General features: G+C 51.7%; 19 protein-coding genes, 1 tRNA gene, 2 other RNA genes and 1 pseudogene. 11 read left to right on the forward strand and 12 right to left on the reverse strand.

Going from position 1 to position 26,810, the window contains the following annotated elements; genetic code table 11:
* Positions 1-4: 4 nt before the first annotated feature.
* Positions 5-2,683 carry a bifunctional acetaldehyde-CoA/alcohol dehydrogenase gene (gene adhE / locus AAYN39_RS06465; protein ID WP_000301680.1) on the forward strand — a complete coding sequence of 893 codons (2,679 nt, stop codon included), beginning with the start codon at positions 5-7 and terminating at the stop codon, positions 2,681-2,683.
* A 196-nt stretch (positions 2,684-2,879) separates the two neighbouring features.
* Here the strand turns inward: adhE and tdk are convergent, their stop codons facing one another.
* Positions 2,880-3,497: a thymidine kinase gene (tdk, locus tag AAYN39_RS06470; RefSeq protein WP_000068097.1), complete on the reverse strand. Its 618-nt coding sequence runs from the start codon at positions 3,495-3,497 to the stop codon at positions 2,880-2,882.
* A 662-nt stretch (positions 3,498-4,159) separates the two neighbouring features.
* Here tdk and hns point away from each other — a divergent pair.
* Positions 4,160-4,573: a histone-like nucleoid-structuring protein H-NS gene (hns, locus tag AAYN39_RS06475; RefSeq protein WP_001287383.1), complete on the forward strand. Its 414-nt coding sequence runs from the start codon at positions 4,160-4,162 to the stop codon at positions 4,571-4,573.
* A 131-nt stretch (positions 4,574-4,704) separates the two neighbouring features.
* Here hns and galU read toward each other — a convergent pair whose 3' ends face one another.
* From galU to rssA, 3 genes are all read right to left on the reverse strand, one after another.
* Complete coding sequence (gene galU / locus AAYN39_RS06480) at positions 4,705-5,613, reverse strand: UTP--glucose-1-phosphate uridylyltransferase GalU (protein ID WP_000729450.1); 909 nt, start codon at positions 5,611-5,613, stop codon at positions 4,705-4,707.
* A gap of 202 nt (positions 5,614-5,815) precedes the next feature.
* Positions 5,816-6,829, reverse strand: coding sequence for a two-component system response regulator RssB (gene rssB, locus AAYN39_RS06485; protein WP_000193432.1), 1,014 nt, complete (start codon positions 6,827-6,829; stop codon positions 5,816-5,818).
* A 90-nt stretch (positions 6,830-6,919) separates the two neighbouring features.
* Positions 6,920-7,825, reverse strand: a complete 906-nt coding sequence (gene rssA, locus AAYN39_RS06490) for a patatin-like phospholipase RssA (protein ID WP_001230581.1) — start codon at positions 7,823-7,825, stop codon at positions 6,920-6,922.
* Positions 7,826-7,933: 108 nt separating this feature from the next.
* Here rssA and AAYN39_RS06495 point away from each other — a divergent pair.
* The 5 genes and pseudogenes from AAYN39_RS06495 (at position 7,934) to AAYN39_RS06515 (ending at position 9,959) form a co-directional block, all read left to right on the forward strand.
* Positions 7,934-8,392, forward strand: a pseudogene (locus tag AAYN39_RS06495) (YchJ family protein).
* A 50-nt stretch (positions 8,393-8,442) separates the two neighbouring features.
* Positions 8,443-9,285 (forward strand): formyltetrahydrofolate deformylase, encoded by an 843-nt coding sequence (purU, locus tag AAYN39_RS06500; protein WP_001191159.1) that lies wholly within the window; start codon positions 8,443-8,445, stop codon positions 9,283-9,285.
* Between the two features lie 170 nt (positions 9,286-9,455).
* A non-coding RNA gene (locus tag AAYN39_RS06505) (RtT sRNA) lies at positions 9,456-9,597 on the forward strand.
* A gap of 28 nt (positions 9,598-9,625) precedes the next feature.
* A tRNA-Tyr gene (locus AAYN39_RS06510) sits at positions 9,626-9,777 on the forward strand.
* Positions 9,778-9,827: 50 nt separating this feature from the next.
* Positions 9,828-9,959: non-coding RNA, RtT sRNA (locus tag AAYN39_RS06515), on the forward strand.
* 102 nt (positions 9,960-10,061) lie between these two features.
* On the opposite strand, the gene AAYN39_RS06520 is transcribed toward AAYN39_RS06515, so the two are convergent.
* The 6 genes from AAYN39_RS06520 to narK all read right to left on the reverse strand — a co-directional run bounded on the left by AAYN39_RS06520 (position 10,062) and on the right by narK (position 20,277).
* Complete coding sequence (locus AAYN39_RS06520; RefSeq protein WP_001212716.1) at positions 10,062-11,591, reverse strand: tetratricopeptide repeat protein; 1,530 nt, start codon at positions 11,589-11,591, stop codon at positions 10,062-10,064.
* Positions 11,592-11,832: 241 nt separating this feature from the next.
* On the reverse strand, positions 11,833-12,510 hold the full coding sequence (narI, locus tag AAYN39_RS06525) for a respiratory nitrate reductase subunit gamma (RefSeq protein ID WP_000545591.1): 678 nt from the start codon (positions 12,508-12,510) through the stop codon (positions 11,833-11,835).
* A complete protein-coding gene (gene narJ / locus AAYN39_RS06530) occupies positions 12,510-13,220 on the reverse strand; it encodes a nitrate reductase molybdenum cofactor assembly chaperone (protein ID WP_000571671.1) in 711 nt (236 codons plus the stop codon). The genes narI and narJ overlap by 1 nt, the downstream gene beginning before the upstream one ends.
* Positions 13,217-14,752, reverse strand: coding sequence for a nitrate reductase subunit beta (narH, locus tag AAYN39_RS06535; protein WP_000702629.1), 1,536 nt, complete (start codon positions 14,750-14,752; stop codon positions 13,217-13,219). The genes narJ and narH overlap by 4 nt, the downstream gene beginning before the upstream one ends.
* Positions 14,749-18,492, reverse strand: a complete 3,744-nt coding sequence (locus tag AAYN39_RS06540) for a nitrate reductase subunit alpha (protein ID WP_000032878.1) — start codon at positions 18,490-18,492, stop codon at positions 14,749-14,751. Before AAYN39_RS06540 ends, narH begins: the two co-directional genes overlap by 4 nt.
* Positions 18,493-18,879: 387 nt before the next feature.
* Entirely contained in the window at positions 18,880-20,277 is a 1,398-nt protein-coding gene (narK, locus tag AAYN39_RS06545; RefSeq protein WP_000019848.1) for a nitrate transporter NarK, read from the reverse strand.
* Between the two features lie 339 nt (positions 20,278-20,616).
* Here narK and narX point away from each other — a divergent pair, with 339 nt between their 5' ends.
* Both narX and narL read left to right on the forward strand, forming a co-directional pair.
* Positions 20,617-22,413, forward strand: a complete 1,797-nt coding sequence (gene narX, locus AAYN39_RS06550) for a nitrate/nitrite two-component system sensor histidine kinase NarX (RefSeq protein ID WP_000476250.1) — start codon at positions 20,617-20,619, stop codon at positions 22,411-22,413.
* Entirely contained in the window at positions 22,406-23,056 is a 651-nt protein-coding gene (gene narL / locus AAYN39_RS06555) for a two-component system response regulator NarL (RefSeq protein WP_001064595.1), read from the forward strand. Before narX ends, narL begins: the two co-directional genes overlap by 8 nt.
* On the opposite strand, the gene AAYN39_RS06560 is transcribed toward narL, so the two are convergent.
* A complete protein-coding gene (locus AAYN39_RS06560) occupies positions 23,057-24,481 on the reverse strand; it encodes a YchO/YchP family invasin (RefSeq protein WP_024131181.1) in 1,425 nt (474 codons plus the stop codon).
* A gap of 176 nt (positions 24,482-24,657) precedes the next feature.
* On the opposite strand from AAYN39_RS06560, the gene AAYN39_RS06565 reads away from it, so the two are divergent.
* Complete coding sequence (locus tag AAYN39_RS06565; RefSeq protein ID WP_001179794.1) at positions 24,658-25,011, forward strand: DsrE/DsrF/TusD sulfur relay family protein; 354 nt, start codon at positions 24,658-24,660, stop codon at positions 25,009-25,011.
* A 79-nt stretch (positions 25,012-25,090) separates the two neighbouring features.
* On the opposite strand, the gene chaB is transcribed toward AAYN39_RS06565, so the two are convergent.
* Positions 25,091-25,321 carry a putative cation transport regulator ChaB gene (chaB, locus tag AAYN39_RS06570; RefSeq protein WP_001146392.1) on the reverse strand — a complete coding sequence of 77 codons (231 nt, stop codon included), beginning with the start codon at positions 25,319-25,321 and terminating at the stop codon, positions 25,091-25,093.
* A gap of 266 nt (positions 25,322-25,587) precedes the next feature.
* Here chaB and chaA point away from each other — a divergent pair, with 266 nt between their 5' ends.
* Positions 25,588-26,688 carry a sodium-potassium/proton antiporter ChaA gene (gene chaA, locus AAYN39_RS06575; protein WP_000148419.1) on the forward strand — a complete coding sequence of 367 codons (1,101 nt, stop codon included), beginning with the start codon at positions 25,588-25,590 and terminating at the stop codon, positions 26,686-26,688.
* Positions 26,689-26,810 lie beyond the last annotated feature (122 nt).

Genomic DNA, 26,810 nt, shown 5'->3' on the forward strand with positions numbered 1-26,810 from the left:
CATTATGGCTGTTACTAATGTCGCTGAACTTAACGCACTCGTAGAGCGTGTAAAAAAAGCCCAGCGTGAATATGCCAGTTTCACTCAAGAACAGGTCGACAAAATCTTCCGCGCCGCCGCTCTGGCAGCCGCTGATGCCCGCATTCCGCTGGCCAAAATGGCCGTCGCCGAATCAGGTATGGGTATCGTGGAAGACAAAGTGATTAAAAACCACTTCGCTTCTGAATATATTTACAATGCCTATAAAGATGAAAAAACCTGCGGCGTGCTGTCAGAAGACGACACCTTCGGGACCATCACCATTGCTGAACCTATCGGCATTATTTGCGGTATCGTTCCAACCACTAACCCGACCTCTACTGCGATCTTCAAATCGCTGATTAGCCTGAAGACCCGTAACGCCATCATCTTTTCTCCGCATCCGCGCGCTAAAGAAGCAACTAACAAAGCGGCAGACATCGTTCTGCAAGCGGCTATCGCTGCCGGCGCACCGAAAGATCTGATTGGCTGGATCGATCAACCTTCCGTAGAACTGTCTAATGCGCTGATGCACCACCCGGATATTAACCTGATCCTCGCCACTGGCGGTCCAGGCATGGTTAAAGCTGCATACAGCTCCGGTAAACCGGCAATCGGCGTAGGCGCAGGTAACACCCCGGTTGTCATTGATGAAACCGCTGATATCAAACGCGCTGTGGCGTCTGTTCTGATGTCTAAAACCTTCGATAACGGCGTAATCTGTGCTTCTGAACAGTCTGTTGTCGTTGTTGATTCCGTCTATGATGCCGTTCGCGAACGTTTCGCCAGCCACGGCGGCTACATGCTGCAGGGCCAGGAGCTGAAAGCGGTTCAAAACGTTATTCTGAAAAATGGCGCTCTGAACGCCGCTATCGTCGGTCAGCCAGCCTACAAAATCGCTGAACTGGCAGGCTTCTCCGTACCAGAAACCACCAAGATTCTGATCGGTGAAGTTACGGTCGTTGACGAAAGCGAACCGTTCGCACACGAAAAACTGTCTCCGACTCTAGCGATGTACCGTGCGAAAGATTTCGAAGAAGCGGTAGAAAAAGCAGAAAAACTGGTCGCTATGGGCGGTATCGGTCACACCTCCTGCCTGTACACTGACCAGGATAACCAGCCAGAACGCGTTGCTTACTTCGGTCAGATGATGAAAACCGCGCGTATCCTGATCAACACCCCGGCCTCTCAGGGTGGTATCGGTGACCTGTACAACTTCAAACTCGCACCTTCCCTGACGTTGGGTTGTGGTTCCTGGGGTGGTAACTCCATCTCTGAAAACGTTGGTCCGAAACACCTGATCAACAAGAAAACCGTTGCTAAGCGAGCTGAAAACATGTTGTGGCACAAACTTCCGAAATCTATCTACTTCCGCCGTGGCTCTCTGCCCATCGCGCTGGATGAAGTGATTACTGATGGCCACAAACGTGCGCTCATCGTGACTGACCGCTTCCTGTTCAACAACGGCTATGCAGACCAGATCACCTCTGTGCTGAAAGCGGCTGGCGTTGAAACCGAAGTCTTCTTCGAAGTTGAAGCAGACCCGACGCTTTCCGTTGTTCGCAAAGGCGCTGAGCTGGCTAACTCCTTCAAACCGGACGTGATCATCGCGCTGGGCGGCGGTTCCCCGATGGACGCCGCGAAAATCATGTGGGTCATGTACGAACATCCGGAAACTCACTTCGAAGAACTGGCGCTGCGCTTTATGGACATCCGTAAACGTATCTACAAGTTCCCGAAAATGGGCGTGAAAGCGAAAATGATCGCCGTCACCACCACTTCCGGTACCGGTTCTGAAGTCACACCGTTTGCGGTTGTGACCGACAATGCAACCGGTCAGAAATATCCGCTGGCTGACTATGCCCTGACCCCGGATATGGCGATTGTCGATGCCAACCTGGTGATGGATATGCCGAAGTCCCTGTGTGCGTTCGGTGGTCTGGATGCGGTAACTCACGCCCTGGAAGCTTACGTTTCCGTACTGGCTTCTGAGTTCTCTGACGGTCAGGCTCTGCAGGCTCTGAAACTGCTGAAAGAAAACCTGCCGGCGTCTTACCACGAAGGGTCTAAAAACCCGGTTGCGCGTGAACGTGTTCACAGTGCAGCGACTATCGCCGGTATCGCGTTTGCCAACGCCTTCCTCGGTGTATGTCACTCCATGGCGCACAAACTGGGCTCTCAGTTCCACATTCCGCACGGTCTGGCGAACGCCCTGCTGATTTGTAACGTTATCCGCTACAACGCGAATGACAACCCGACCAAGCAGACCGCTTTCAGCCAGTACGATCGTCCGCAGGCACGCCGTCGTTACGCTGAAATTGCTGACCACCTGGGCCTGAGCGCGCCGGGCGACCGTACCGCCGCTAAGATTGAAAAACTGCTGGCATGGCTGGAAAGCATTAAAGCTGAGCTGGGCATTCCTAAGTCTATACGTGAAGCAGGCGTGCAGGAAGCTGACTTCCTGGCACACGTTGACAAACTGTCTGAAGATGCCTTCGATGACCAGTGCACCGGCGCTAACCCGCGTTATCCGCTGATCTCCGAACTGAAACAGATTCTGCTGGATACCTACTACGGTCGTGATTTCACCGAAGGTGAAGTTGCAGCGAAGAAAGACGTCGTTGCCGCACCGAAAGCAGAGAAAAAAGCGAAAAAATCCGCTTAATTCGTTATCTGTTTTAGCATGACAATAACGGCCTCAATTGAGGCCGTTTTTTTGTTTTACCTGTTTATCTGATGCCTGAAGGCGCTATGCTTACCATCTGGCCTACGCGCTCACGGCACGCCCTTCGTCAGGAGGCCTGAATAATGACCTCCAAAGCGCTACAGGGCGTTTTATAAGCCGATCTTTACCTCAGGTATCATATGTGCCGATGGCGCTCCTGAATCGCCGTCAGTGAGCCCTCCTCCAGCGCGTCCTTATAATGCTTACGGCAAACTGAAACGTAGCGTTCATTCCCGCCAATAACCACCTGTTCGCCTTCGTTATAAGGCCTGCCGTCCTGATCAAGGCGCAAAACCATACTGGCTTTACGACCGCAGAAACAGATAGTTTTTAATTCCACCAGCTTATCTGACCATGCCAGCAAGTATTGGCTGCCGACAAAGAGCTCCCCACGAAAGTCTGTTCGTAGCCCATAGCAGAGTACTGGAATATCTAATTTGTCGACAACCTCGGATAATTGATAAACCTGCTGGCGAGTCAAAAACTGGCTTTCGTCGACTAACACGCAATGTATTGTCTGCCGCGCGCTCTCGGCACGAATCTCTTCAAACAAGGATGTATTTTGGTTAAACAATTTTGCCGGCGACGACAAACCGATACGAGAGCTGACTTTGCCTGCGCCGAAACGATCGTCGATTTCCGCCGTATATACGACGGTACGCATCCCGCGTTCCTGATAATTGTATGAAGATTGCAGCAGTGCAGTCGACTTACCCGCATTCATTGCCGAATAGTAGAAATATAGCTGTGCCATTGGTCGCAGGACCTCACCTGAGTGAAATAAAGATTGGCGGGATTGTACCATAATTTACCGATGCGACGGCGCGGCTCGCGCTCCGGTGAGTATTAAGAATTGTACAAACATCGCTCACTATACCCAAAATAATTCGAGTTGCTTAAAGGCGGCAAGGGAGTGAGTCCCCAGGAGCATAGATAACTATGTGGCTGGGGTGCGCGAGCGTAGCCAACACATAAGCAACTTGAAGTATGAAGGGTATATACACATTCCTTCACAAATTATGCCGTTAAAATTCATCAACAATGCTTATCATCACCCGCCAATATGAAAACCTTGTACTTATTGTTACCGTTACTCATACCCAATGCAAAGTAATAGGGTTTTCTTGTAAGGAAAGCTAATACAAGAGATTGATATCTCTGCAATGAGATCGTATTTCATCATGATAAAATGTGACCTGAATCCTAAATTTTTAGTGACAGACGGTGAGTATCCCCCCTGGCAATAAGCTCTTTTTTGTGCGGCGCCTCAAGGAAAATTTAAGTTGAGATAATTAAAACGTGTGCTTAATAAAGCGTAATTTTGAATTCCTTACATTCCTGGCTATTGCACAACTGAATTTATCGCTCTATTATTAGCTCAACAAACCACCCCAATATAAGTTTGAGATTACTACAATGAGCGAAGCACTTAAAATTCTGAACAACATCCGTACTCTTCGTGCGCAGGCAAGAGAATGTACTCTGGAAACGCTTGAAGAAATGCTGGAAAAATTAGAAGTTGTCGTTAATGAGCGTCGTGAAGAAGAAAGCGCTGCTGCTGCTGAAGTGGAAGAACGCACTCGTAAACTGCAACAGTATCGTGAAATGTTAATTGCCGACGGCATTGACCCGAATGAACTGCTGAATAGCATGGCTGCCGCTAAATCCGGTACCAAAGCTAAACGCGCAGCTCGTCCGGCTAAATATAGCTATGTTGACGAAAACGGTGAAACTAAAACCTGGACTGGCCAGGGTCGTACACCGGCTGTAATCAAAAAAGCAATGGAAGAACAAGGTAAGCAACTGGAAGATTTCCTGATCAAGGAATAATTTACTTCCTGGATGCTTAAAATCCCGCCGCTGGCGGGATTTTTTTTGCCTGAGTTCTCCGCTGACGACCCCAGGCATAAAAAAAGCGCCGGATTTACCAGCGCTTCTGTTAAAAAATTTATAACGTATCGTTACTTCTTAATACCCATTTCTTCTTCAAGCCAGGCTTTAAATTCAGCACCCAGCGAATTATGACGGATGCCATATTCAACGAATGCCTGCATATATCCTAACTTATTACCACAGTCATGGCTTTTACCCTTCATGTGGTAGGCTTCAACCGTTTCTTTTTCGATCAGCATATCGATAGCATCGGTCAACTGAATTTCATCCCCGGCGCCCGGAGGGGTTTTCGCCAGCAACGCCCAGATATCCGCGCTCAACACATAACGCCCGACAATCGCAAGGTTAGACGGCGCGACATCCGCTTTTGGTTTTTCAACCACGCCAACCATCGGCACACTTTCGCCCGGCGCCAGCTCAACGCCTTTGCAATCGACCACGCCGTATGCAGTCACATCTTCTACTGGCTCAACCATAATCTGGCTATTGCCGGTTTCGTCGAAACGGCGGATCATTTCAGCCAGGTTATCCTGAGACAGGTCGGACTCATATTCGTCAAGAATAACGTCTGGCAGAATAACAGCGACAGGTTCGTTTCCGACAACGGGATGCGCGCACAATACGGCATGGCCCAGGCCTTTTGCCAGCCCTTGACGTACCTGCATAATAGTGACATGCGGAGGGCAAATAGACTGAACCTCCTCCAGAAGCTGACGCTTAACGCGTTTTTCCAGCATCGCTTCCAGCTCAAAACTGGTATCAAAGTGGTTTTCAATAGAGTTTTTAGACGAGTGCGTAACAAGCACGATTTCAGTAATGCCAGCAGCGATACATTCGTTCACGACGTACTGAATTAATGGCTTATCAACCAGCGGCAGCATCTCTTTCGGGATAGCTTTGGTCGCTGGCAGCATCCTGGTTCCCAATCCCGCGACCGGGATAACGGCTTTTTTGACTTTCGAATTAAGGGCAGCCATTTAAAATTCTCCTGGACTGTTCATGTATTGAACGTGTTCATTAATCTGTATCGTGTTCCAGTATATCAGTACCAGAACAAGCCTCAGGTCCAAAAAGGACTTATATTGGTATAATTAAGACAAATACTTATAAATCTGCCGCAGATAGTAACACTCGTCGGGAAAGGCCGGTAAAGCAATTTCCGCTCACTCTTCCGTTTGGTCATTCCGCAGACAACATCAATCGCAGACGCCCTCCTGCGCCCCATATTTGACACTGCCACGAGTCGCAACGCTGGCTTAATTGGTTAAGGTAGGCGTTACCCAATGTTCCTAGCGGCACGCCGCTGCTAATTTGAACCTGATGAGCGCCCGTATTTAAGGTGGCGTTCAATCCGGCGGAGACGAGAATCAAATTTTTGAGCTCACTGTGATAGTAGCCGACAAATAGCGGGAATTGCCCAGGTAAATTGGCTTGTCTGAGCAGATGATTTACCTGTTTTAATAGCGCGCCTAACTCCGGTAAACGGTGCTTTTGTTGGCCGAGCTGATCCTGCAATAAGCCGTTAAATAGCGCCCGCAGCAACAATGCGGCTAACACGCCGTTATCGCCCGCCCGGGTGACATCCAGGCAATAAAATGCCAGTTCGTTATCAGATAGCGGCGCAATATCCAGCACCAGTCCAGGCTGATCGGCGGAGACGAGCTGCCGGTAATTAATGCGGCAATGAGAAATCACCTGCTGTACCGGGGGCTGCAATTCCTGCAACAATTGCGCTGCGGCGGTCGGATTACTCACCATTGCATCCCAGTCACGAAACAGGCGTTCTTCTTCTTCAACCCGCGAGTTAAACATATTAGGGTATAAGCAAGCGAATACGGTTTCCCGCAAGCGGTTGAGATCTTTTACCGGCTTCAGCAAGACATCTTCAACCCCAAGGCGTAACGCTTTGGCGATATCCGCCATATTTTCTGTTGCGGAAATAACCAGAATAGGCGTCTGGTCTCCGCGATTACGTAAGTTTTCTACCAGTTTGAGACCGTTCATTCTCGGCATAGCGATATCACATATCATGAGATCAGGGGTAAAACGCCCCATCAACTCCAGGGCATCCACCCCGTCGCCTGCCAATGCCGTTGTCGCTCCCAAAGAGGAAAACCACGAATCCAGAAGCGAGCGAAATACAGGCTCGTCTTCAACAATAAGAATCTGTTTTCCGACCAATGGCTGCGTCATGTTCTCTCCCCTGACTGGCTTTAATCAATAGTGGCATGGTATTGCCGCTTGCGCCTGTCAGAATTTGCTTAAGTGATCGTAAAAGGTACATTAAACGTCGGTACGCACCAAGGGTATAAGTTCGTCCATCTTTTTCTCTACGGCTAACTGACCCGCCGCAATAGCGGCATGGGCGCGATGAAAATCCAGCGTAGAGATTTGCGGACAGAATGGTTGAATGAGAATATCAGGCGGATCGCCAGCCATACGGTTACGTTTAAGACGATTTTCCAACACCTGGATGGAGGTTGTCATGATTTCCATTGCCCCAGACGAACTCACGCCACGGCGTGAAGTCAGGCTACTGAAACGTTCTTTTAAACGCTTATGCCAGGGCAGCGCATCATCGCTCTCTTCATTGATATTCCCGACATTTACAGAGAGCAAATCTTGCTGCATGAGGTGGGCATCATGTTGCAGGTCTACCGCAATAACGATATCAGCCCCCAGCGCCCTGGTTAACGAAACAGGTACCGGATTAACGACTGCGCCATCTACCAGCCAGTAACCGTTATGTTCAACCGGAGACATCAGCCCTGGCATACTGCACGACGCGCGTACGGCAAGGTGTAGATCGCCTTCAGTAAACCATAGCTCTCGTCCCGTGCTAAGATTCGTCGCGACCGCGCCAAAACGTCTTGAACAGTGGTCAAAATCCGTGACGGGCATAATATCCCGATAGTGATTAAATACGCGTTTGCCGCGAAGCAACCCTCCTCTGCCCCAGGATACATCCATCAGGCGTAAAACATCCCAGTAGCGGAATGAACATACCCACTGTTCAAGCGCCGATAATTTATTACAGGCATACGCGGCGCCGACCAGTGAACCTATTGAGCATCCTGCAACGATATCAATATCAATGCCTGTTTGCTTGAGGGCTTTGATGACCCCAATATGAGACCATCCTCTCGCTGCGCCAGATCCCAGCGCCAGCCCTATTTTCATTTTTCTCATCGTACTTAACGACTTCCCCTGGCTTCAAGACGTAGCAACATCGCCACTGCTCAGTTAACATAATGCCACCCTGGCGTTCAACGCCGTTTTATATTCAGGGAGATTATTGTGTCTCAGCCTTGTCCCTGTGGTAGCGCTGACGAGTATAGCCTATGTTGTGGTCGTATTGTGTCCGGAGAACGAGTAGCACCCGATCCGTCACATCTCATGCGCTCTCGTTACTGCGCTTTTGTGATGAAAGACGCAGATTACTTAATTAAGAGCTGGCATCCAACTTGCAATGCGGCCGCGTTTCGTGATGATATCATCGCCGGATTTGCCAATACCAGGTGGCTCGGCCTGACTATTTTTGAACATACCTAGTCAGAAGCAGAAAATACAGGGTATGTTAGTTTTATCGCGCGTTTTTCCGAACAAGGGAAAAACGGGGCGATTATCGAACGTTCTCGTTTTATCAAAGAAAACGGTCAGTGGTATTATATTGACGGTACCCGCCCGCAGTTGGGTCGAAATGATCCCTGCCCGTGCGGTTCAGGCAAAAAATTTAAAAAGTGCTGCGGCCAGTGACGCCTGACAGTATTGATACAGCAAACACTCTCAACAGGATTTTTCCGGCAATGCAATCACTACAACGTAAAGTTCTGCGTACTATTTGTCCCGATCAAAAAGGCCTTATCGCGCGGATTACCAACATTTGCTATAAGCACGAGCTTAATATTGTGCAAAACAATGAATTTGTGGACCATCGCACCGGACGCTTTTTTATGCGGACCGAGCTGGAAGGCATCTTCAATGATTCCACTCTTCTGGCCGATCTGGACAGCGCCTTACCGGAAGGCTCTGTTCGTGAACTCAATCCCGCCGGACGCCGTCGGGTAGTGATTCTGGTTACCAAAGAGGCGCATTGTCTGGGCGACCTGCTGATGAAAGCCAACTATGGCGGGCTGGATGTTGAAATCGCCGCGGTCATTGGCAACCATGAAACGTTACGCTCGCTGGTTGAACGTTTTGAGATCCCTTTCGAACTGGTCAGCCATGAGGGATTAACGCGTGAAGAGCATGACACGAAGATGGCGGACGCCATTGATACCCATCAACCGGACTATGTAGTGCTGGCCAAGTATATGCGTGTTTTGACGCCAGGTTTTGTGGCGCGCTTCCCGAACAAAATTATCAATATCCACCACTCATTCCTGCCGGCGTTTATCGGCGCGCGTCCTTATCATCAGGCCTATGAGCGCGGCGTGAAAATCATCGGCGCTACCGCGCACTATGTGAATGATAATCTAGATGAAGGCCCAATCATTATGCAGGACGTGATTCACGTCGATCACACCTACACCGCAGAAGATATGATGCGTGCCGGGCGCGACGTTGAGAAAAACGTATTAAGCCGCGCGCTGTATCAGGTTCTGGCGCAGCGGGTCTTTGTTTACGGCAATCGGACGATTATTCTTTAATCGTCAGTAATATGAATTGATTAGCTTTAATCCGTTACGGATGAAAAGTACGCAAACAGTTCATTTCAGGCAAAGGAATGCTTTACAGCGACGTGTCATTTGATATGATGCGCCCCGCTTCCCGAAAGGAAGCGGGCCAGTATTAAGCATTACCCCGTGGTGGGGTTCCCGAGCGATCATAAGGGAGCTGACTGCAAATCTGCCGTCATCGACTTCAAGGTTCGACTCGAGCAATAGTGAGAGAACGTTGCCGCAGGCAACGGCCCGAAGGGTGAGGAGCTTTAGCTCCGAATAATCCTTCCCGCTATAGAATGCAAGCAGCATAATGAATTTATCCCGTGGTGGGGTTCCCGAGCGGCCAAAGGGAGCAGACTGTAAATCTGCCGTCATCGACTTCGAAGGTTCGATTCGAGCGCAGCGAGAAAGCGTTGCCGTAGGCAACGACCCGAAGGGCGAAGCGCGCAGCGCTGAGTCATCCTTCCCCCACCACCATCATGATCTTCAGAAAGCATCTAACCTTCATTCGACATCGGTTTGTCATAATTCTACCCATGTGGGGAAGGATGAGAAGCTTCGACTAAGGTTCGATTCGAGCGAAAGCGAGAGAACGTTGCCGCAGGCAACGACCCGAAGGGCGAAACGCGCAGCGCTGAGTCATCCTTCCCCCACCACCATTACTTCATAAGGCACCAATTTCAAATCAATCAGCACTGCCCCGTATCCTTACCCCACAGGCAGACTTCACACCATGGCGCCATAGCTTATTGGCTATCTTATCAATACTTCTTCCTGGCAATCTTTTTCGCCTCCTTTGACTGGTTGATTTTTCGCCTGATGAGATCAAAGGCGGCATATGTCTCGCTAAGTTGATCTGGGGTAAGCGTTCCCTTGAGTCGGTTTCTTTCGGCAATGAGCGCTGAACAATCATCCTTAGATTTTTCCGTATATATACTTGCCATGTAATACCAAATATAGGCCTGCTTATTATCTTTAGGCACCCCCTGGCGCCCATGAGCATAAATTTCCCCAAGCGCTAATTGTGCCGGAGTAAACCCCTGCTCTGCCGCTTTAAGGTACCACTTCAGCGCATTCCGGCTATTTTCAGGCACGCCTCTTCCCATGCTATATGCTACGCCAAGCTGATATTGCGCTTTCGCAAAATCCTGTTTTGCTGCTTTTCGATACCATGCGATAGCCTGTCTGTCGCTTTGCGCGACGCCGCGACCAAAAGCAGACATGATGCCCAGATGCGTTTGCGCAGCAGGCAGTCCCTGGCGTGCGGCTTTGCGATACCACGCCAGCGCCTGTTGGTAGTCCTGAGAAACGGCCTCGCCCTGCATAAACATCACGCCGATCGCATCCTGCGCCTCGGCCAATCCCTGCGCTGCGGCTCTGCGATACCACTCCAGCGCCAGATTGTGATCTTTCAATAAGTGATAACCGTTGTAATACCATACGCCAAAATTGAACTGTACCTTTGCCATCACGCGTTGCGCTGTTTTTCGATACCACGTCTGAGAGTGAACCTGGTCAGCGGGATGCGCTTTATCATAGAGCGCATTCAGCGGAATGTGGCCTGGCGTATAGCTGCCTGGTATACCTTCATTAAGCCAGTAAACTGCCTGACGATAATCCTGAGGCACGCCTTCACCATAAAAATAGGCAACACCGAGATAAAGTTGCGCGGGGTAGTACATATTTTCCGCCGCTTTACGCATCAAGATCGCCGTTTGCTGATAATCCTGAGGAACGCCCTGACCGTGGGCGTACATTACTCCAAGCTTAAATTGTGCTGACGAAGCTGAACCCTGGCCGCGGACAACGCCCGCATCATTGGTTGGAGAGGCGGCTTTTCGATACCACTCCAGCGCTAGCTGGGTATTTTGGGGAAACCCATCGCCATACATATAGGCGTCACCGAGGATTTCTTGCGTACTACTATCCCCTAGTTCTGCCGCCTTGCGATACCACTCCAGCGCTTTTTGCCGACTAAGTGGAAAATTTTCACCATAGTTGTAATGATAGCCAAGGATGAAATAGGAAAAATCAGAACCTTGTTTACCCGCTTTCTCCAGCCATTTTATGGCTAGTTTATAATCAGGCTTAACGTATCGCCCCTCCGCATACCAGCTTCCAAGCGAGAACTGCGCGCCTTCATCTCCTTGTTCCGCTTTTTGCTCTAATTCCTGAACGTACTGGCATTCTTCTGAGTCGGGGGGATAGCGCTCCTCGCAGACAGCAGCGTGAGCCATTTTTGAAATAAATATATTTAATATTATTATTTTGAAAATTGATGAAAAACGCATACAACTATCCTTATTGTCGTTTATGGCGTGATTATATGCTGCATCATCCTTTTTCTGCTTACAAAAAACTCGCACAGATGCTGAATAAACCCAGAAACAAAGAGTCCGGATTCAGATGCCAGACATGGCAGACCCGCTGTAAACGAAACAAGGCGGCGGTCGATAAGGCATTTATGCTGCACTCCGGCAAACAGCCATAAAAAAACTCCGCCGAAGCGGAGTTTAGGGCATCGAGAGAAAATCAGTGACGCGCACGTACAATCTGGTATTTGCGGGTCAGGTACTCGACCGGCACGCTCCAGATATGCACCAGGCGCGAGAATGGGAATAACAGGAACAGCGTCATCCCCAGTACCAGGTGCATACGGAAGATAAAGGCTACACCGTCCAGATGTGCGGATGCGCCACCGTGGAAGGTCACAACTGACTGCGCCCACCCGACCAGCTTCATCATTTCACTCCCGTCCATATGCTGGGCGGAGAACGGAATGGTCAGCAGACCCAGCGCGCACTGAATCACCAGCAATGAGAGAATCAAAATATCTGCACCGGTAGTGGTGGCGCGGACACGTGGGCTGAACAGACGACGCTTGAGCAGTAAAATACCGCCAACCAGCGTCAGCATTCCGCAGGCGCCGCCGGCAATCATCGCCATCTTCTGCTTCACGTCGACCGGCAGAAAAGCTTCATACATCCAGTGCGGCGTTAACATGCCCAGGAAATGACCGGCGAAAATACCCAGAATCCCAATGTGGAACAGGTTTGACGCCAGGTTCATTCCTTTGCGATCCAGCATCTGACTGGAAGCCGCCCGCCAGGTGTACTGGCCGTAGTCGTAACGTAACCAGCTACCGATCAGAAATACCGATCCGGCAATGTACGGGTAGATATCAAAGAAGAACATATTCAGGAAGTGCATTAGTGCTGTCCTCCGGTGGTGATATTCAGATATTGCGGCGCCACGGCCCCGGCAAAACGACGCTGGTGAGCGGAGATTTCCGACTCGCCACACCCTTGATCGGCGAAGAATTTCACCTGCTCTTCTTCCCAGACCGCATCCAACGCCTGCGGGGTATCATCACGTGCTTCATTCGCAATTTTTTCAGCCACTTTGCCGCTGTCGATAACGGTATTCGCCAGTTTTAACAGCAGATCGAACAGCACCGCATAACGGCTGTCACGCTGTTGCAAACGTGCGCTGAGCAACGCCAGAATCGGCGCGATATCCTGTACCCCCCCTAACGCTTCGCTTTTCGGCAACTGCGCAAGGTATTCCAGATACAGCGGCAGATGATCGGGCAGTTCGCGGCTGTCGAGCTGCAAACCGTGCTGTTCATACTGTGCCATCAGGTCAACCATCGCCTGACCGCGATCGCGGGATTCCCCGTGTACATGTTCAAACAGAAGCAGCGATGTGGCGCGACCACGGTCAAACAGTTCACTATAAGCGGCCTGTACATCCAGCATGTCCTGCGCGGTTAAATCGCGCAGGAAAACGCCCAGAGTCTGGGCATCCTCTTTATCCAGGTTCTCAGATGACGCGAGCGCATCGAACAACTCCTGCTGATGCTGCCACAGGGCAGCATCCGGGTACTCGAGCAGACGCGAAACAATGACGAGTTCAATCATGCGTGCGGCTCCGTTTTGCTGGTCACATCAACAGCGTCGATGCGGCGGCTGTTGAACAGATTGAATTTGGTATCAGACCCGTGGCAACCATCGCCGAAGGTAAAGCCACAACCGCTTTTCTCCGGGAATGCGTCACGCGCCAGTTCACGATGGCTGCTCGGCACCACAAAGCGATCTTCGTAATTAGCAATCGCCAGGTAACGATACATTTCCTGCGCCTGGGCTTCGCTTAAACCCACCTCTTCCAGCGCGCGGGTATCCACTTTACCGTCTACGGTTTCCGCACGTTTGTAGTGACGCATCGCCAGCATCCGTTTCAGCGCCAACAGTACCGGCTGAGTGTCGCCAGCGGTCAACAGATTCGCCAGGTACTGCACCGGGATACGCAGACTGTCTACATCCGGCAGAATACCGTTGCTGCCCAGTTCACCCGCGTCGGCGGCAGACTGAATCGGTGACAAAGGCGGCACGTACCAGACCATCGGCAGCGTGCGGTATTCCGGATGCAGCGGCAGCGCCAGCTTCCAGTCCATCGCCATTTTGTACACTGGCGATTGCTGCGCCGCATCGATCACGCTCTGCGGCACGCCGTCCTTCAGCGCCTGCTCAATGACAGCCGGATCGTTCGGATCGAGGAACACGTCCAGTTGACGCTGGTACAGATCTTTTTCGTTTTCCGTACTGGCAGCGCTTTCAATGGCATCGGCGTCATACAGCAGTACGCCAAGATAACGGATACGGCCAACACAGGTTTCGGAGCAAACGGTCGGCTGACCCGCTTCGATACGCGGGTAGCAGAAGATGCACTTCTCGGACTTCCCGCTCTTCCAGTTGAAGTAAATCTTCTTGTACGGGCAGCCGGTGATGCACATACGCCAGCCGCGGCACTTGTCCTGGTCGATCAGCACGATGCCGTCTTCTTCACGCTTGTAGATGGCACCGCTTGGGCAGGTTGCCACGCACGCCGGATTGAGGCAGTGCTCGCACAGGCGCGGCAGGTACATCATGAAGGTGTTTTCGAACTGGCCGTACATCGCCTTCTGCATGTTTTCGAAATTCTGATCTTTGGCGCGTTTTTCGAACTCGCCGCCCAGAATCTCTTCCCAGTTTGGCCCGCTGGTAATTTTGTCCATCCGCTGGCCGGTAATCAGCGAGCGCGGACGCGCGATCGGCTGATGTTTGCTTTCCGGCGCAGTATGCAGGTTCTGGTAGTCGTAATCAAACGGCTCGTAGTAGTCGTCGATGCCCGGCAGATGCGGGTTAGCGAAGATTTTACCCAGCAGCAGCGCCCGGTTGCCCATGCGCGGCTGTAGTTTGCCGTTGATTTTGCGGATCCAGCCGCCTTTCCATTTTTCCTGATTTTCCCAGTCATTAGGAAAACCAACGCCGGGCTTACTTTCTACGTTGTTGAACCAGGCGTATTCCATACCTTCGCGACTGGTCCAGACGTTTTTACAGGTGACTGAACAGGTATGACAGCCGATGCACTTATCGAGATTCAGCACCATGCCGACTTGTGAACGAATTTTCATTTTACGCTCTCCTGTACCTGGTCATTGCCTTCGCCATCCAACCAGTTAATGTTCTTCATCTTACGTACCACCACAAACTCATCGCGGTTGGAGCCGACGGTACCGTAGTAGTTAAAGCCGTAGGCTAACTGCGCATAGCCGCCGATCATATGGGTCGGTTTCGGCGTAATACGCGTCACCGAGTTATGAATACCGCCGCGCTGCTGGGTAATTTCCGACCCCGGCAGGTTTACGATACGTTCCTGCGCGTGGTACATCATGGTCATGCCCGCCGGTACACGCTGGCTGACCACTGCGCGTGCGGTCAATGCGCCGTTGCTGTTGAAGACTTCGATCCAATCGTTATCTTCAATGCCCAGCTCTTTGGCGTCGGTTTCACTCATCCATACAATCGGGCCGCCACGCGACAAGGTCAGCATCAACAGGTTATCGCTGTAGGTCGAGTGGATACCCCATTTCTGGTGCGGCGTCAGGAAGTTGAGCGCCTTCTCCGGATTACCGTTGGATTTACGCCCCATCACCGCTTTCACCGAGCGGGTGTCGATCGGTGGGCGATACACCAGCAGACTTTCGCCGAAGTCGCGCATCCACTGGTGATCCTGATACAACTGTTGGCGACCAGACAGCGTACGCCACGGGATCAGCTCGTGAACGTTGGTATAACCGGCGTTATAAGAAACATGCTCATCTTCCAGACCAGACCAGGTCGGGCTGGAGATAATTTTGCGCGGCTGGGCCTGAATATCGCGGAAGCGGATTTTCTCTTCTTCTTTATTAGTTGCCAGATGCGTATGGTCGCGACCGGTAAACTCGCTCAGCGCCGCCCAGGCTTTCACTGCCACCTGACCGTTGGTTTCCGGCGCTAACGTCAGGATCATCTCTGCCGCGTCAATCGCCGTGTTGAGCATCGGCTGGCCTTTCGCCGGACCGTCCGCTTTGGTGTAATTGAGCTTACGCAGCAAGTCCATTTCGCTCTGCGTGTTCCAGGCAATCCCTTTCCCGCCGTTGCCGATTTTCTCCATCAGCGGGCCAATAGAGGTAAAGCGCTCATAGGTGGCCGGATAATCGCGCTCAACGGTCATGATGTGCGGCGCGGTTTTCCCTGGGATCAGATCGCATTCACCTTTTTTCCAGTCTTTCACGTCCAGCGGCTGTGCCAGTTCAGCGGCAGAGTCGTGCTGGATCGGCAGCGTCACGACGTCAGTCTCTTTACCCAGGTGGCCTACACAGACTTCGGAGAATTTCTTCGCAATGCCTTTGTAGATTTCCCAGTCGCTTTTCGATTCCCAGGCCGGATCTACGGCGGCAGACAGCGGATGAATAAACGGATGCATATCCGAGGTATTCATATCGTCTTTTTCATACCAGGTGGCGGTCGGCAGTACGATATCGGAGTACAGGCAGGTGCTCGACAGGCGGAAGTCCAGCGTCACCACCAGATCCAGTTTGCCGTCCAGGCCATTGTCACGCCATTCCACTTCTTCCGGCTTCACACCGCCCTGCTTGCCGAGATCCAGCCCCTGAATACCATGCTCAGTACCCAGCAGATATTTCAGCATATACTCGTGACCTTTACCGGAAGACCCAAGCAGGTTGGAACGCCAGATAAAGAGGTTACGTGGATGGTTTTTACCGTTTTCCGGCTGCTCGGCGGCAAAGCGAATCGAACCGTCTTTCAGGGATTTGACGGTATAATCTACCGGCGTCATACCGGCTTTTTCCGCTTCACGCGCAATATACAGCGGGTTGGTGCCTAACTGCGGTGCCGACGGCAACCAGCCCATACGTTCGGCGCGCACATTGAAGTCAATCAGATGGCCGCTATAGCGGGATTTGTCCGCCATCGGCGACAGTAACTCCTCGGCGGTCACCGTCTCGTAGCGCCACTGGCTGGAGTGGTTATAGAAGTAAGAGGTGCTGTTCATGTGACGCGCGGGACGCTGCCAGTCAAGGGCAAACGCCAGCGGCTGCCAGCCGGTCTGCGGACGCAGTTTTTCCTGGCCGACGTAGTGCGCCCAGCCGCCGCCGCTCTGACCAACGCAACCACAGAACACCAACATATTGATCAGCCCGCGATAGTTCATATCGAGGTGATACCAGTGGTTCAGACCGGCGCCAACGATAATCATTGAACGCCCGTGCGTTTTGTCCGCGTTATCGGCGAATTCCCGTGCGATACGGATGATCTGCGCCCGCGGCACGCCGGTGATCTGCTCGGCCCATGCTGGCGTATATGCTTTGGTATCATCATAACTGGCGGCACAATTTTCATCGTTCAGGCCGCGTTCCAGACCATAGTTCGCCATGGTCAGATCGTAAACGGTAGTGACTAACGCTGAAGAACCATCGGCCAGTTGCAGACGTTTTGCCGGCAGTTTATGCAGCAGGACGTTATCCAGCGCCACATGATTAAAGTACTCTGAACCCTCGCCGCCGAAATACGGGAAGCCCACGTCAGCAATCTCATCCTGGCTGCCCAGCAAGCTGAGCTGCAATTCAGTTTCTGCACCGGTAGTCCCGTCGCGCTGTTCGAGGTTCCATTTGCCTTTTTCGCCCCAGCGGAAACCAATTGAACCGTTTGGCGCCACCATTTCACCGTTGCTGTTGATAGCGACGGTTTTCCATTCCGGGTTATTTTCCTGCCCCAGCGAATCAACGAGATCGGCAGCGCGCAGCATACGACCTGCGGCATAATAACCATCACGCTCTTCAAGCATCACCAGCATTGGCATGTCGGTATAGCGACGGACATAATCGGTGAAGTACTGGCGCGGGTTGTCGAGGTGGAACTCGCGCAGCATGACGTGGCCCATCGCCAGCGCCATCGCCGCATCGGTCCCCTGCTTCGGCGCCAGCCACAGATCGCACAGTTTGGCGATTTCGGCATAGTCCGGCGTCACCGCGACGGTTTTAGTGCCTTTGTAACGTACTTCGGTAAAGAAGTGGGCATCCGGCGTACGGGTTTGCGGCACGTTAGAGCCCCAGGCGATAATATAGCTGGAGTTGTACCAGTCAGCGGATTCCGGCACGTCGGTCTGCTCGCCCCAGGTTTGCGGGGAGGCTGGCGGCAGGTCGCAGTACCAGTCGTAGAAGCTCAGGCAGGTACCGCCAATCAGCGAAAGATAACGTGCGCCGGAAGCGTAGGAAACCATCGACATCGCCGGAATGGGTGAGAAGCCCGCGACGCGGTCAGGGCCATAGGTTTTCACGGTGTACACGTTGGAAGCGGCGATCAGCTCGTTCACTTCCTGCCATGAGGAGCGAACAAAGCCGCCACGACCACGCGCCTGTTTGAAGCTTTTGGCTTTATCGGCATCTTCAATGATGGAGGCCCATGCCTCTACCGGATCGCGATGCAGTTTTTTCGCCTCGCGCCACATCTTCATCAGACGTTTGCGCATTAGCGGATATTTCAGTCGGTTAGCGCTGTAGAGATACCAGGAGTAACTTGCCCCGCGCGGGCAGCCGCGAGGTTCATGGTTTGGCATATCAGGACGGGTGCGCGGGTAATCGGTTTGCTGTGTTTCCCAGGTCACCAGACCATTTTTGACATAAATTTTCCAGCTACAAGAACCGGTGCAGTTCACCCCATGGGTTGAGCGCACAATTTTGTCATGCTGCCAACGTTGGCGGTATCCGTCCTCCCAGTCCCGGTTTGTTTCGAGAAGCTGGCCGTGCCCATCGGCAAAGGTTTCGCCCTTCTGCTTGAAGTAGCGAAACCGGTCCAGGAATTTACTCATCGGGTTTCTCCTGTGTGGAACCTTACGGCTCTCTGATAAATCGACATTGCTTAACTAAGGGCGAAGGTAACGCGCTGAATGGGCGTGAGAATTGATAACGATCAAGGCGGACAGGGATGCAAATGGCGCGCAAACCTCCGGCATACTCCTTTTGGAGGAGGAGTTTTATTTATATATATTACTGATTTAATTACATAAAATTAAATTTACGCACGACATGAATGTTAAATTTTCAACAAGTGGGTATTAAGGGGTATCCCCCTGGATGACCGATAAAAATGTGCGTGGTCAGCCCTGTCGCGCCTCTCTTCTTGACTATAAGTATGTTGTAACTAAATGCGGGTAAAAAAAAGCGCGGTCTAACGCCGCGCAAAGGATAATCAAAAGTTACTTTTTATTTTTAGAATGACGTCCATATACCGCCCAGGTAATAACGACGCAGGCGATATAGAAAATAAGAAAGACTTTCATCGCGCCGACTGGCGAACCGGTTAATGCTAAAGATGAACCAAACGCTTTCGGAATAAAAAAGCCGCCAATCGCGCCAATCGCGGAAATAAAGCCCAGCGCCGCCGCCGTATCGGTCGCCGCTTCACGCATGGCTCTTTCGTCCGACCCGCCTTCCGCTTTTACCCGGTCCATCGTCAGTTTACGGAAGATAACGGAGATCATCTGGAAGGTAGAACCACTCCCCAGCCCCGCCGTCAGGAATAGCGCCAGAAATACCCCGTAGAATGCGATAAAGCTACCGCCAACGCCGCCAGTAGGTAATGTCAGGAACAGCAGACCGCTGAAAATCGCCATCAGGACAAAGTTGATAAGCGTGACGCGAGTCCCCCCCAGACGGTCAGAAATTGCGCCGCCTGCCGAACGCGCCAGCGCGCCGATAAACGGACCGAAAAACGCATAATGCAGGATCTGCACATCCGGGAATTGCGTTTTAGACAGCATAGCGAACCCCGCGGAGAAACCGATAAACGATCCGAAGGTCGCCAGATACAGCAGACTCATGATCCACAGATGACCACGTTTGAGCACCGGCAGTTGCTCTTTTAGCGAGGCCTTAGACGTCGCCAGTTCGTTCATGCCGAACCACGCTGCCAGCGTAAAAATGGCCAGGAAAGGCACCCAAATCCAGGCTGCGTTCGCCAGATAGAGCTGAGAACCGTCCGGCTGCTCTACACCGTGGCTGCCAAAGGCGGCAAAGATAGAGAGCGAAACCACCAGCGGCGCAACCAGCTGCATCACGCTCACGCCCATATTGCCCAGACCGCCGTTCAGACCCAGCGCGCCGCCCTGCTTTTGTTTAGGAAAGAAAAAGCTGATGTTCGCCATACTGGAGGCAAAGTTCGCGCCGGCAAAACCACACAGCAAGGAAATAATAATGAAAGTGCTAAATGGCGTACTGGTATCCTGAACGGCAAAGCCTAACCATACGCAAGGCACGATGAGGATACCGGTACTGAACGCTGTCCAGCGACGTCCGCCAAATAGCGGCACCATAAAGGAGTAAGGCACCCGTAGCAGCGCGCCGGAAACAGATGGCAGCGCAGTCAACATAAAGAGCTGATCGGTCGTAAAATTAAATCCCACTTTCGGCAGGTTCACCGCCACTGCGCTGAATAGCATCCAGACGCAAAACGCCAGCAGTAAACACGGGACAGAAATCCACAAATTACGGCTAGCGACACGATGGCCGCGCTGCTGCCAGAACGCCGGATCTTCCGGACGCCATTCCGTGATAACAGCGCCAGTTGCCCTTTCCGGGGCGGATGAGTGACTCATAGACACCTCTGATTCTTGATTTGATGTCTGCCACATTAGGGTTTACTGCCGAAGGTAAGTTGATATAAATCAAAGGAAAAGTCGTCATCACCGGCGACTAAAAATAGTTATTACCCTTAATGAGTAGGCTATTTTGGTAAAAAAGCTGTGGTTTTTCACCATGCTGTGTCTGTCTACTCCTTCCCGTCGCAGATACCTCTTTACGGCGGCAATTAAGGAGTAACTCGTTATAGGTATGGGTATACTCCGCTGTATCGTTGAGAATAGCGGCACAGCCGATTGACGCCCCCTTTTTTGCTACGTTTTTTCGGCGACATTACCCCGAAGAAAGAAGGTAACATGTTTAAACGGTGTTTCTCTCCTCTTACGCTGGTTAACCAACTGGCGCTGATTGTCATGCTCTCTACCGCTATCGGCGTGGCGGGGATGGCGGTTTCCGGCTGGCTGGTTCAGGGCGTGCAGGGTAGCGCTCATGCGATTAATAAAGCGGGCTCATTGCGTATGCAAAGCTATCGACTACTGGCCGCTGTCCCGCTGGATGCTAAAGATCAAAAGCTGCTGGATGAGATGGAGCAAACGGCATTCAGCCCTGAACTGACCCGCGCCGCTGAGCGAGACGGGCAGCAGAAGCAGCTTAAAGCGTTGCAGGATTACTGGCATAACGAACTCTCGCCAAGGCTACAGCACGCGCAAAACGCGCACGCGGTCGCAGAAGATATCACGCGCTTTGTGGCGGGCCTGGATCGCCTGGTGACGTCGTTCGACCATACGACTGAATTGCGTATCGAACGAGTGGTATTAGTTCACCGGGTAATGGCGATCTTTATGGCGCTATTGCTGGTATTTACGATTATCTGGCTACGTGTTCGCCTTTTGCAGCCCTGGAAACAGTTGTTATCAATGGCGCGCGCCGTCAGTCAGCGCGACTTTACCCAACGTGCCAATATCAGTGGACGCAATGAGATGGCCGCGTTGGGTTCTGCGCTCAATAATATGTCTGAAGAACTGGCCGAAAGTTATGCAGTACTGGAACAGCGAGTACAGGAAAAAACAGCCGGTCTGGAACATAAAAACCAGATTCTCTCGTTTTTGTGGCAAGCCAACCGCCGACTGCATTCACAGGCTCCGCTATGTGAACGTCTTTCACCGGTACTGAATGGCCTGCAAAATTTAACCCAGTTGCATGATATTGAGCTGCGAGTCTATGACCTGGAAGATGAAGATAATCACCAGGAATTTACCTGTCAGTCGGACATCAGTTGCGATGATAAAGGCTGCCACCTTTGCCCACGTAGCGCCCTGCCGATGATTAACGGCGGCACCACCTTAAAATGGCGGCTCACCGACTCTCACACCCAATACGGTATTTTGCTGGCGACGCTGCCCTATGGACGCCATCTCAGCCACGATCAGCAACAGTTGGTGGACACGCTGGTTGAACAGCTTACCGCGACTCTGGCGCTCGACAGGCATCAGGAGCGCCAGCAGCGGTTGATTGTCATGGAAGAGCGTGCCACCATTGCCCGCGAACTGCATGATTCTATTGCCCAGTCGCTCTCTTGTATGAAGATGCAGGTGAGCTGCCTGCAAATGCAGGGCGACGCGTTACCGGAAAGCAGCCGTGAGTTACTCAGCCAAATTCGCAATGAGCTGAACTGCTCCTGGGCGCAACTGCGCGAACTGTTAACCACTTTCCGCTTACAGTTGACGGAACCCGGGCTACGTCCGGCGCTGGAGGCAAGCTGCCAGGAGTTCAGCGCCCGGTTTGGCTTTACGGTAAAACTGGATTATCAGCTTCCCCCCCGCCTGGTGCCATCACACCAGGCGATACACCTGTTGCAAATTGCCAGGGAAGCCCCCAGCAACGCCCTTAAACACTCTCATGCCGACGATGTGGTGGTGACAGTGACGCAATGTGGCAAACAGGTCAAACTAAAAGTGCAGGACAATGGCTGCGGCGTCCCGGAAAACGCCGAACGCAGTAATCACTACGGCATGATCATCATGCGCGATCGGGCGCAAAGTTTGCGCGGCGATTGCCAGGTACGCCGACGCGAGACTGGCGGAACAGAGGTCACTGTTACTTTTATTCCAGAAACAAACTTCACAGAAACCCAGGGAGATACCCATGAATAATCAGGAACCGGCAACCATCCTGTTAATCGATGACCATCCGATGCTACGCACGGGTGTAAAGCAGCTTGTGAGTATGGCGCCCGATATCAGCGTGGTCGGAGAAGCCAGCAACGGTGAGCAGGGTATTGACCTGGCGGAATCGCTCGATCCCGATCTGATCCTCCTTGATTTGAATATGCCGGGAATGAATGGTCTCGAAACGCTGGATAAATTACGCGAAAAAGCGCTGTCAGGACGTATTGTCGTTTTCAGCGTATCCAACCATGAAGAAGATGTCGTCACGGCGCTAAAGCGCGGCGCGGATGGTTATCTGTTGAAAGACATAGAGCCGGAGGACTTGCTCAAAGCGTTACAACAGGCCGCCGCCGGCGAAATGGTATTAAGTGAAGCGTTAACGCCGGTACTGGCGGCCAGCCTGCGGGCCAACCGCGCTACCACCGATCGCGATGTGACGCAACTCACCCCGCGTGAGCGCGATATTCTGAAGCTCATCGCGCAGGGATTGCCAAATAAGATGATTGCCCGGCGTCTGGATATCACCGAAAGTACGGTCAAAGTGCACGTGAAACATATGCTCAAGAAAATGAAGCTGAAATCGCGCGTGGAGGCCGCCGTCTGGATGCATCAGGAACGCATCTTTTAATTATTGCTCCTGGAACGGTTGCCAATGCGGATTATCGTCCGGCATCGTGATAAACGGTTCAGTCAGCGCGAGCGTGATCTCATTGGAAGAGACACGCTGACCTTTTTCATCCTCAACCACCACCGATAAACGCCAGCGATTTGCCGCGCCTTCGCGGTGATCCCAGGCCGGCATAATGATTGTCCAGCCCTCGGTACTGCGGGTGTCCGTTCCTGCCGTCAAACTTAATGCCTGTGTATCGCCCTGCCAGCTCAAATGACGAATACCGTGCACGCTGCGCACCTGCAATTTTAACGCAACCGTCTCACCAGGCGTAAGATCCCAGGGCGGCGTCGCCAGAAAAACCGTTAACGTTTTACGCTGCCGATACTCCATTGTCGGCAGCGAGTTACGTTGCGGCGTATCATAGCGGCTACCGCGTAATGACTGGCTTTGCGCCACTTCACTGGCGGCAAGCTGCTTTTTGAGCGGCACGCCGAAGCGGTAGTTAAGCGTCAGCCCCAGGTTATTCTGACTGACCCCGCTCTCGCCCTGTTTGTGCTGGGCGGTCATAGTAAGCAAAGGTACTGGCGTATAGTTGAGACCCAGTTTTAACGCGACAGGATTGTGATACCCCGTTCCGGAGTCAAACAGATCCACGCTATCGCCAAAGTACTGCTCCAGACTAACGCTGGTATTGATATGCTGGTAAAACGGCAGCCGCACTTGCGCGTTGATATCATATCCGCGCGCCATTCGCTGTTCTAAGGTCGCCGTATGCGTCTGCCAGTCGGCAAAAGGCTGATAATAGTTGGCGGATAAACGCAAATATTCTCCCCACGCCTCCGCGCCAAAGCCGGCGCGCTGCAGATTTTCATCCAGCAGATTATCGTAAAAGGTATTATAGCCAAGAAGCCAGCCATCCTGCGCCCAGCGCTGTCCTATGCCAACGTTGCTTACCAGTCCGTCAGTCTGTTGCGTAAGACCAAGCTGGCTCCAGGTCAGATAGCGCTGTTTATCCTGTAAAGGGATAAACCAGCTTCCGCGACTGCCGTTAAAATGACCTTCGTTATCGACGTTAATATCCACGCTGGCGCTGCCCCAGGCTGATAGCCAGCTTTCAAGCTGCTGGTTAACCTGCTCGCTGACCACATCGCGTACCTGTCCGAAAGCGAATTGCCGCGCCTGTTCACCGGTATCCAGATCGTTATTTTTCATGCTGGCTTCGCTAAACGCTTTGGCCATCTCGGCAAAATGCTTTTCCCCTTCGTGGGATTCCGGCATCATGCCTAAATCCGGCAGACGGTTTTGATCGAAAGGGTCTTGCGCCTGCGCACGGATCGTACCGCTGGCAGCCAGCAAGAGAAGCGAGAGTGAGAATGAACGAAAAACAATACGGCTCAACGTGTCGGCAACTTCTACAACAAAAGATAAGAGGAATGGCATCAGAGTAAACCATAACGTGTCCGGACAGGTTTTGCAGCCTTTTCTCGTGTTTCCAGGAATATCCTTATTTTTTCCGCAGAGCGTCCCGGGATTTTCTCCACGCATTTGGCGGTACCCGGTTCCCGAGGTAACATAACGCCATTGCCGACAAAATTTCTCAAGGAGAAGGGTTATCCATGCAAAATATCGTCATTATCGCTAACGGCGCCGCCTACGGCAGCGAATCATTATTTAATAGCCTGCGTCTGGCCATTGCGCTTCGCGAGCAGGAAAGCCATCTCGATTTACGCCTGTTTTTGATGTCAGATGCCGTAACCGCAGGGTTACGCGGTCAAAAACCAGCCGAAGGCTACAATATTCAGCAAATGCTGGAAATTCTAACCGCGCAAAACGTACCGGTAAAATTATGCAAAACCTGTGCGGACGGACGTGGTATCACTCCCCTGCCGCTGATTGACGGTGTGGAAATCGGAACGCTGGTCGAGCTGGCGCAATGGACGCTGGCGGCGGACAAAGTGCTGACATTTTGAATCTGTACGCGGGAAAAGCTCCCGCGTCAGGATAGACTTCCGGCAAGAAAATCAGGCTAACGCGTGAGTAATACCGCGTTTATTTTTTCTTATGCCATTTATCATCCTCGCCTTTTTCATAATCGTTTTTAACCGCCGCCCAAGCGACTTTGTGTGCGGTTTCCTCGCGACTGGCGTCATCACGACGATCGGCTTTATCTTTATATTGCTCCCAGGCGCTATTAAACGCTTCTTTGTAAATGTCCTGGGCATGGGCTGGAAGAACATTCCGCACATTATCGGGTAAATCACTTTTGGCTTTATACGGCATCAGCGCCTCCGTCTTCAGGGAAAACATTAAGTGTGGTAAACAATGCGTTATTACGCCAGTCGAGGAGGATTTTTGCTTTTTACGGAAATTAACTTTTTGTTATTTAAACACTGTTAAAACAAGATACTTGTTTTACTGACCTTGAAAGAAAAAAATCGTCTACGCCGTAAAACTACGTAAAAAACCACTAAAAAAATACAAATTTCTGCTATTTTTACCTTCTTTACTCTTTCCAAAATATTAACACCTGCACAAGGGAGACCCACATGACACATGCCTGTGAGGCGGTGAAAACCCGCCATAAGGAGACTTCGCTTATTTTCCCGGTTCTTGCGCTGGTAGTGCTGTTCCTTTGGGGAAGTAGCCAGTCACTACCAGTGGTTATTGGCATCAATATCCTTGCACTTATTGGTATTTTAAGCAGCGCATTTAGCGTGGTCCGTCATGCCGATGTATTAGCGCACCGACTCGGCGAACCCTACGGATCGCTTATTTTAAGCCTGTCCGTCGTTATTCTTGAGGTGAGTTTAATTTCCGCGCTGATGGCTACCGGCGATGCTGCGCCAACGCTTATGCGCGATACGCTCTACTCTATTATTATGATTGTCACCGGGGGACTGGTCGGTTTTTCGTTGTTGTTGGGCGGGCGTAAATTCGCAACGCAATATATGAATTTATTTGGGATTAAGCAGTATCTTATCGCGCTATTTCCGCTGGCGATTATTGTGCTGGTTTTTCCCATGGCATTGCCGCAAGCCAATTTTTCTACTGGTCAGGCATTATTGGTCGCGTTAATTTCCGCCGCGATGTACGGCGTATTTTTGTTGATTCAAACCAAAACGCACCAGAGCTTATTTATCTATGAACATGAAGATGAAGGCGATGATGACAATCCACACCACGGTAAACCCTCCGCGCACAGTAGCGGCTGGCATACGGTCTGGTTACTCATTCATTTAATTGCGGTCATTGCCGTTACCAAAATGAATGCCAGCCCGCTGGAGGCGTTGCTGACCAGCATGAACGCTCCGGTCGCCTTTACCGGTTTCCTGGTCGCGCTGTTAATTCTCTCGCCGGAAGGACTGGGCGCGCTGAAGGCGGTACTGAATAATCAGGTTCAGCGGGCAATGAATCTGTTCTTCGGATCGGTGTTGGCGACGATTTCATTAACCGTGCCGGTCGTCACGCTCATCGCATGGGCGACAGGTAATGATCTGGTGTTTGGTTTAGGCGCGCCGGAAATGGTAGTGATGGTGGCCTCGTTAGTGCTGTGCCATATTTCGTTCTCTACCGGACGCACCAACGTGCTAAACGGCGCGGCGTATCTGGCTTTATTTGCCGCCTATCTGATGACGATTTTTGCCTGATATAAATAAATATCCTCCGGCATAGCCGGAGGTTTTTCTGATGCGCCTGTAAGGCTCTCTTACCAGCCGCGCCCTAACAGGCGCATACGATCTGACATTTGCATCAAACTTCGTTACTTACG

It is taken from the genome of Salmonella sp. K21076 (assembly GCF_039650795.1).
Taxonomy (GTDB): Bacteria; Pseudomonadota; Gammaproteobacteria; order Enterobacterales; family Enterobacteriaceae; genus Salmonella; species Salmonella enterica.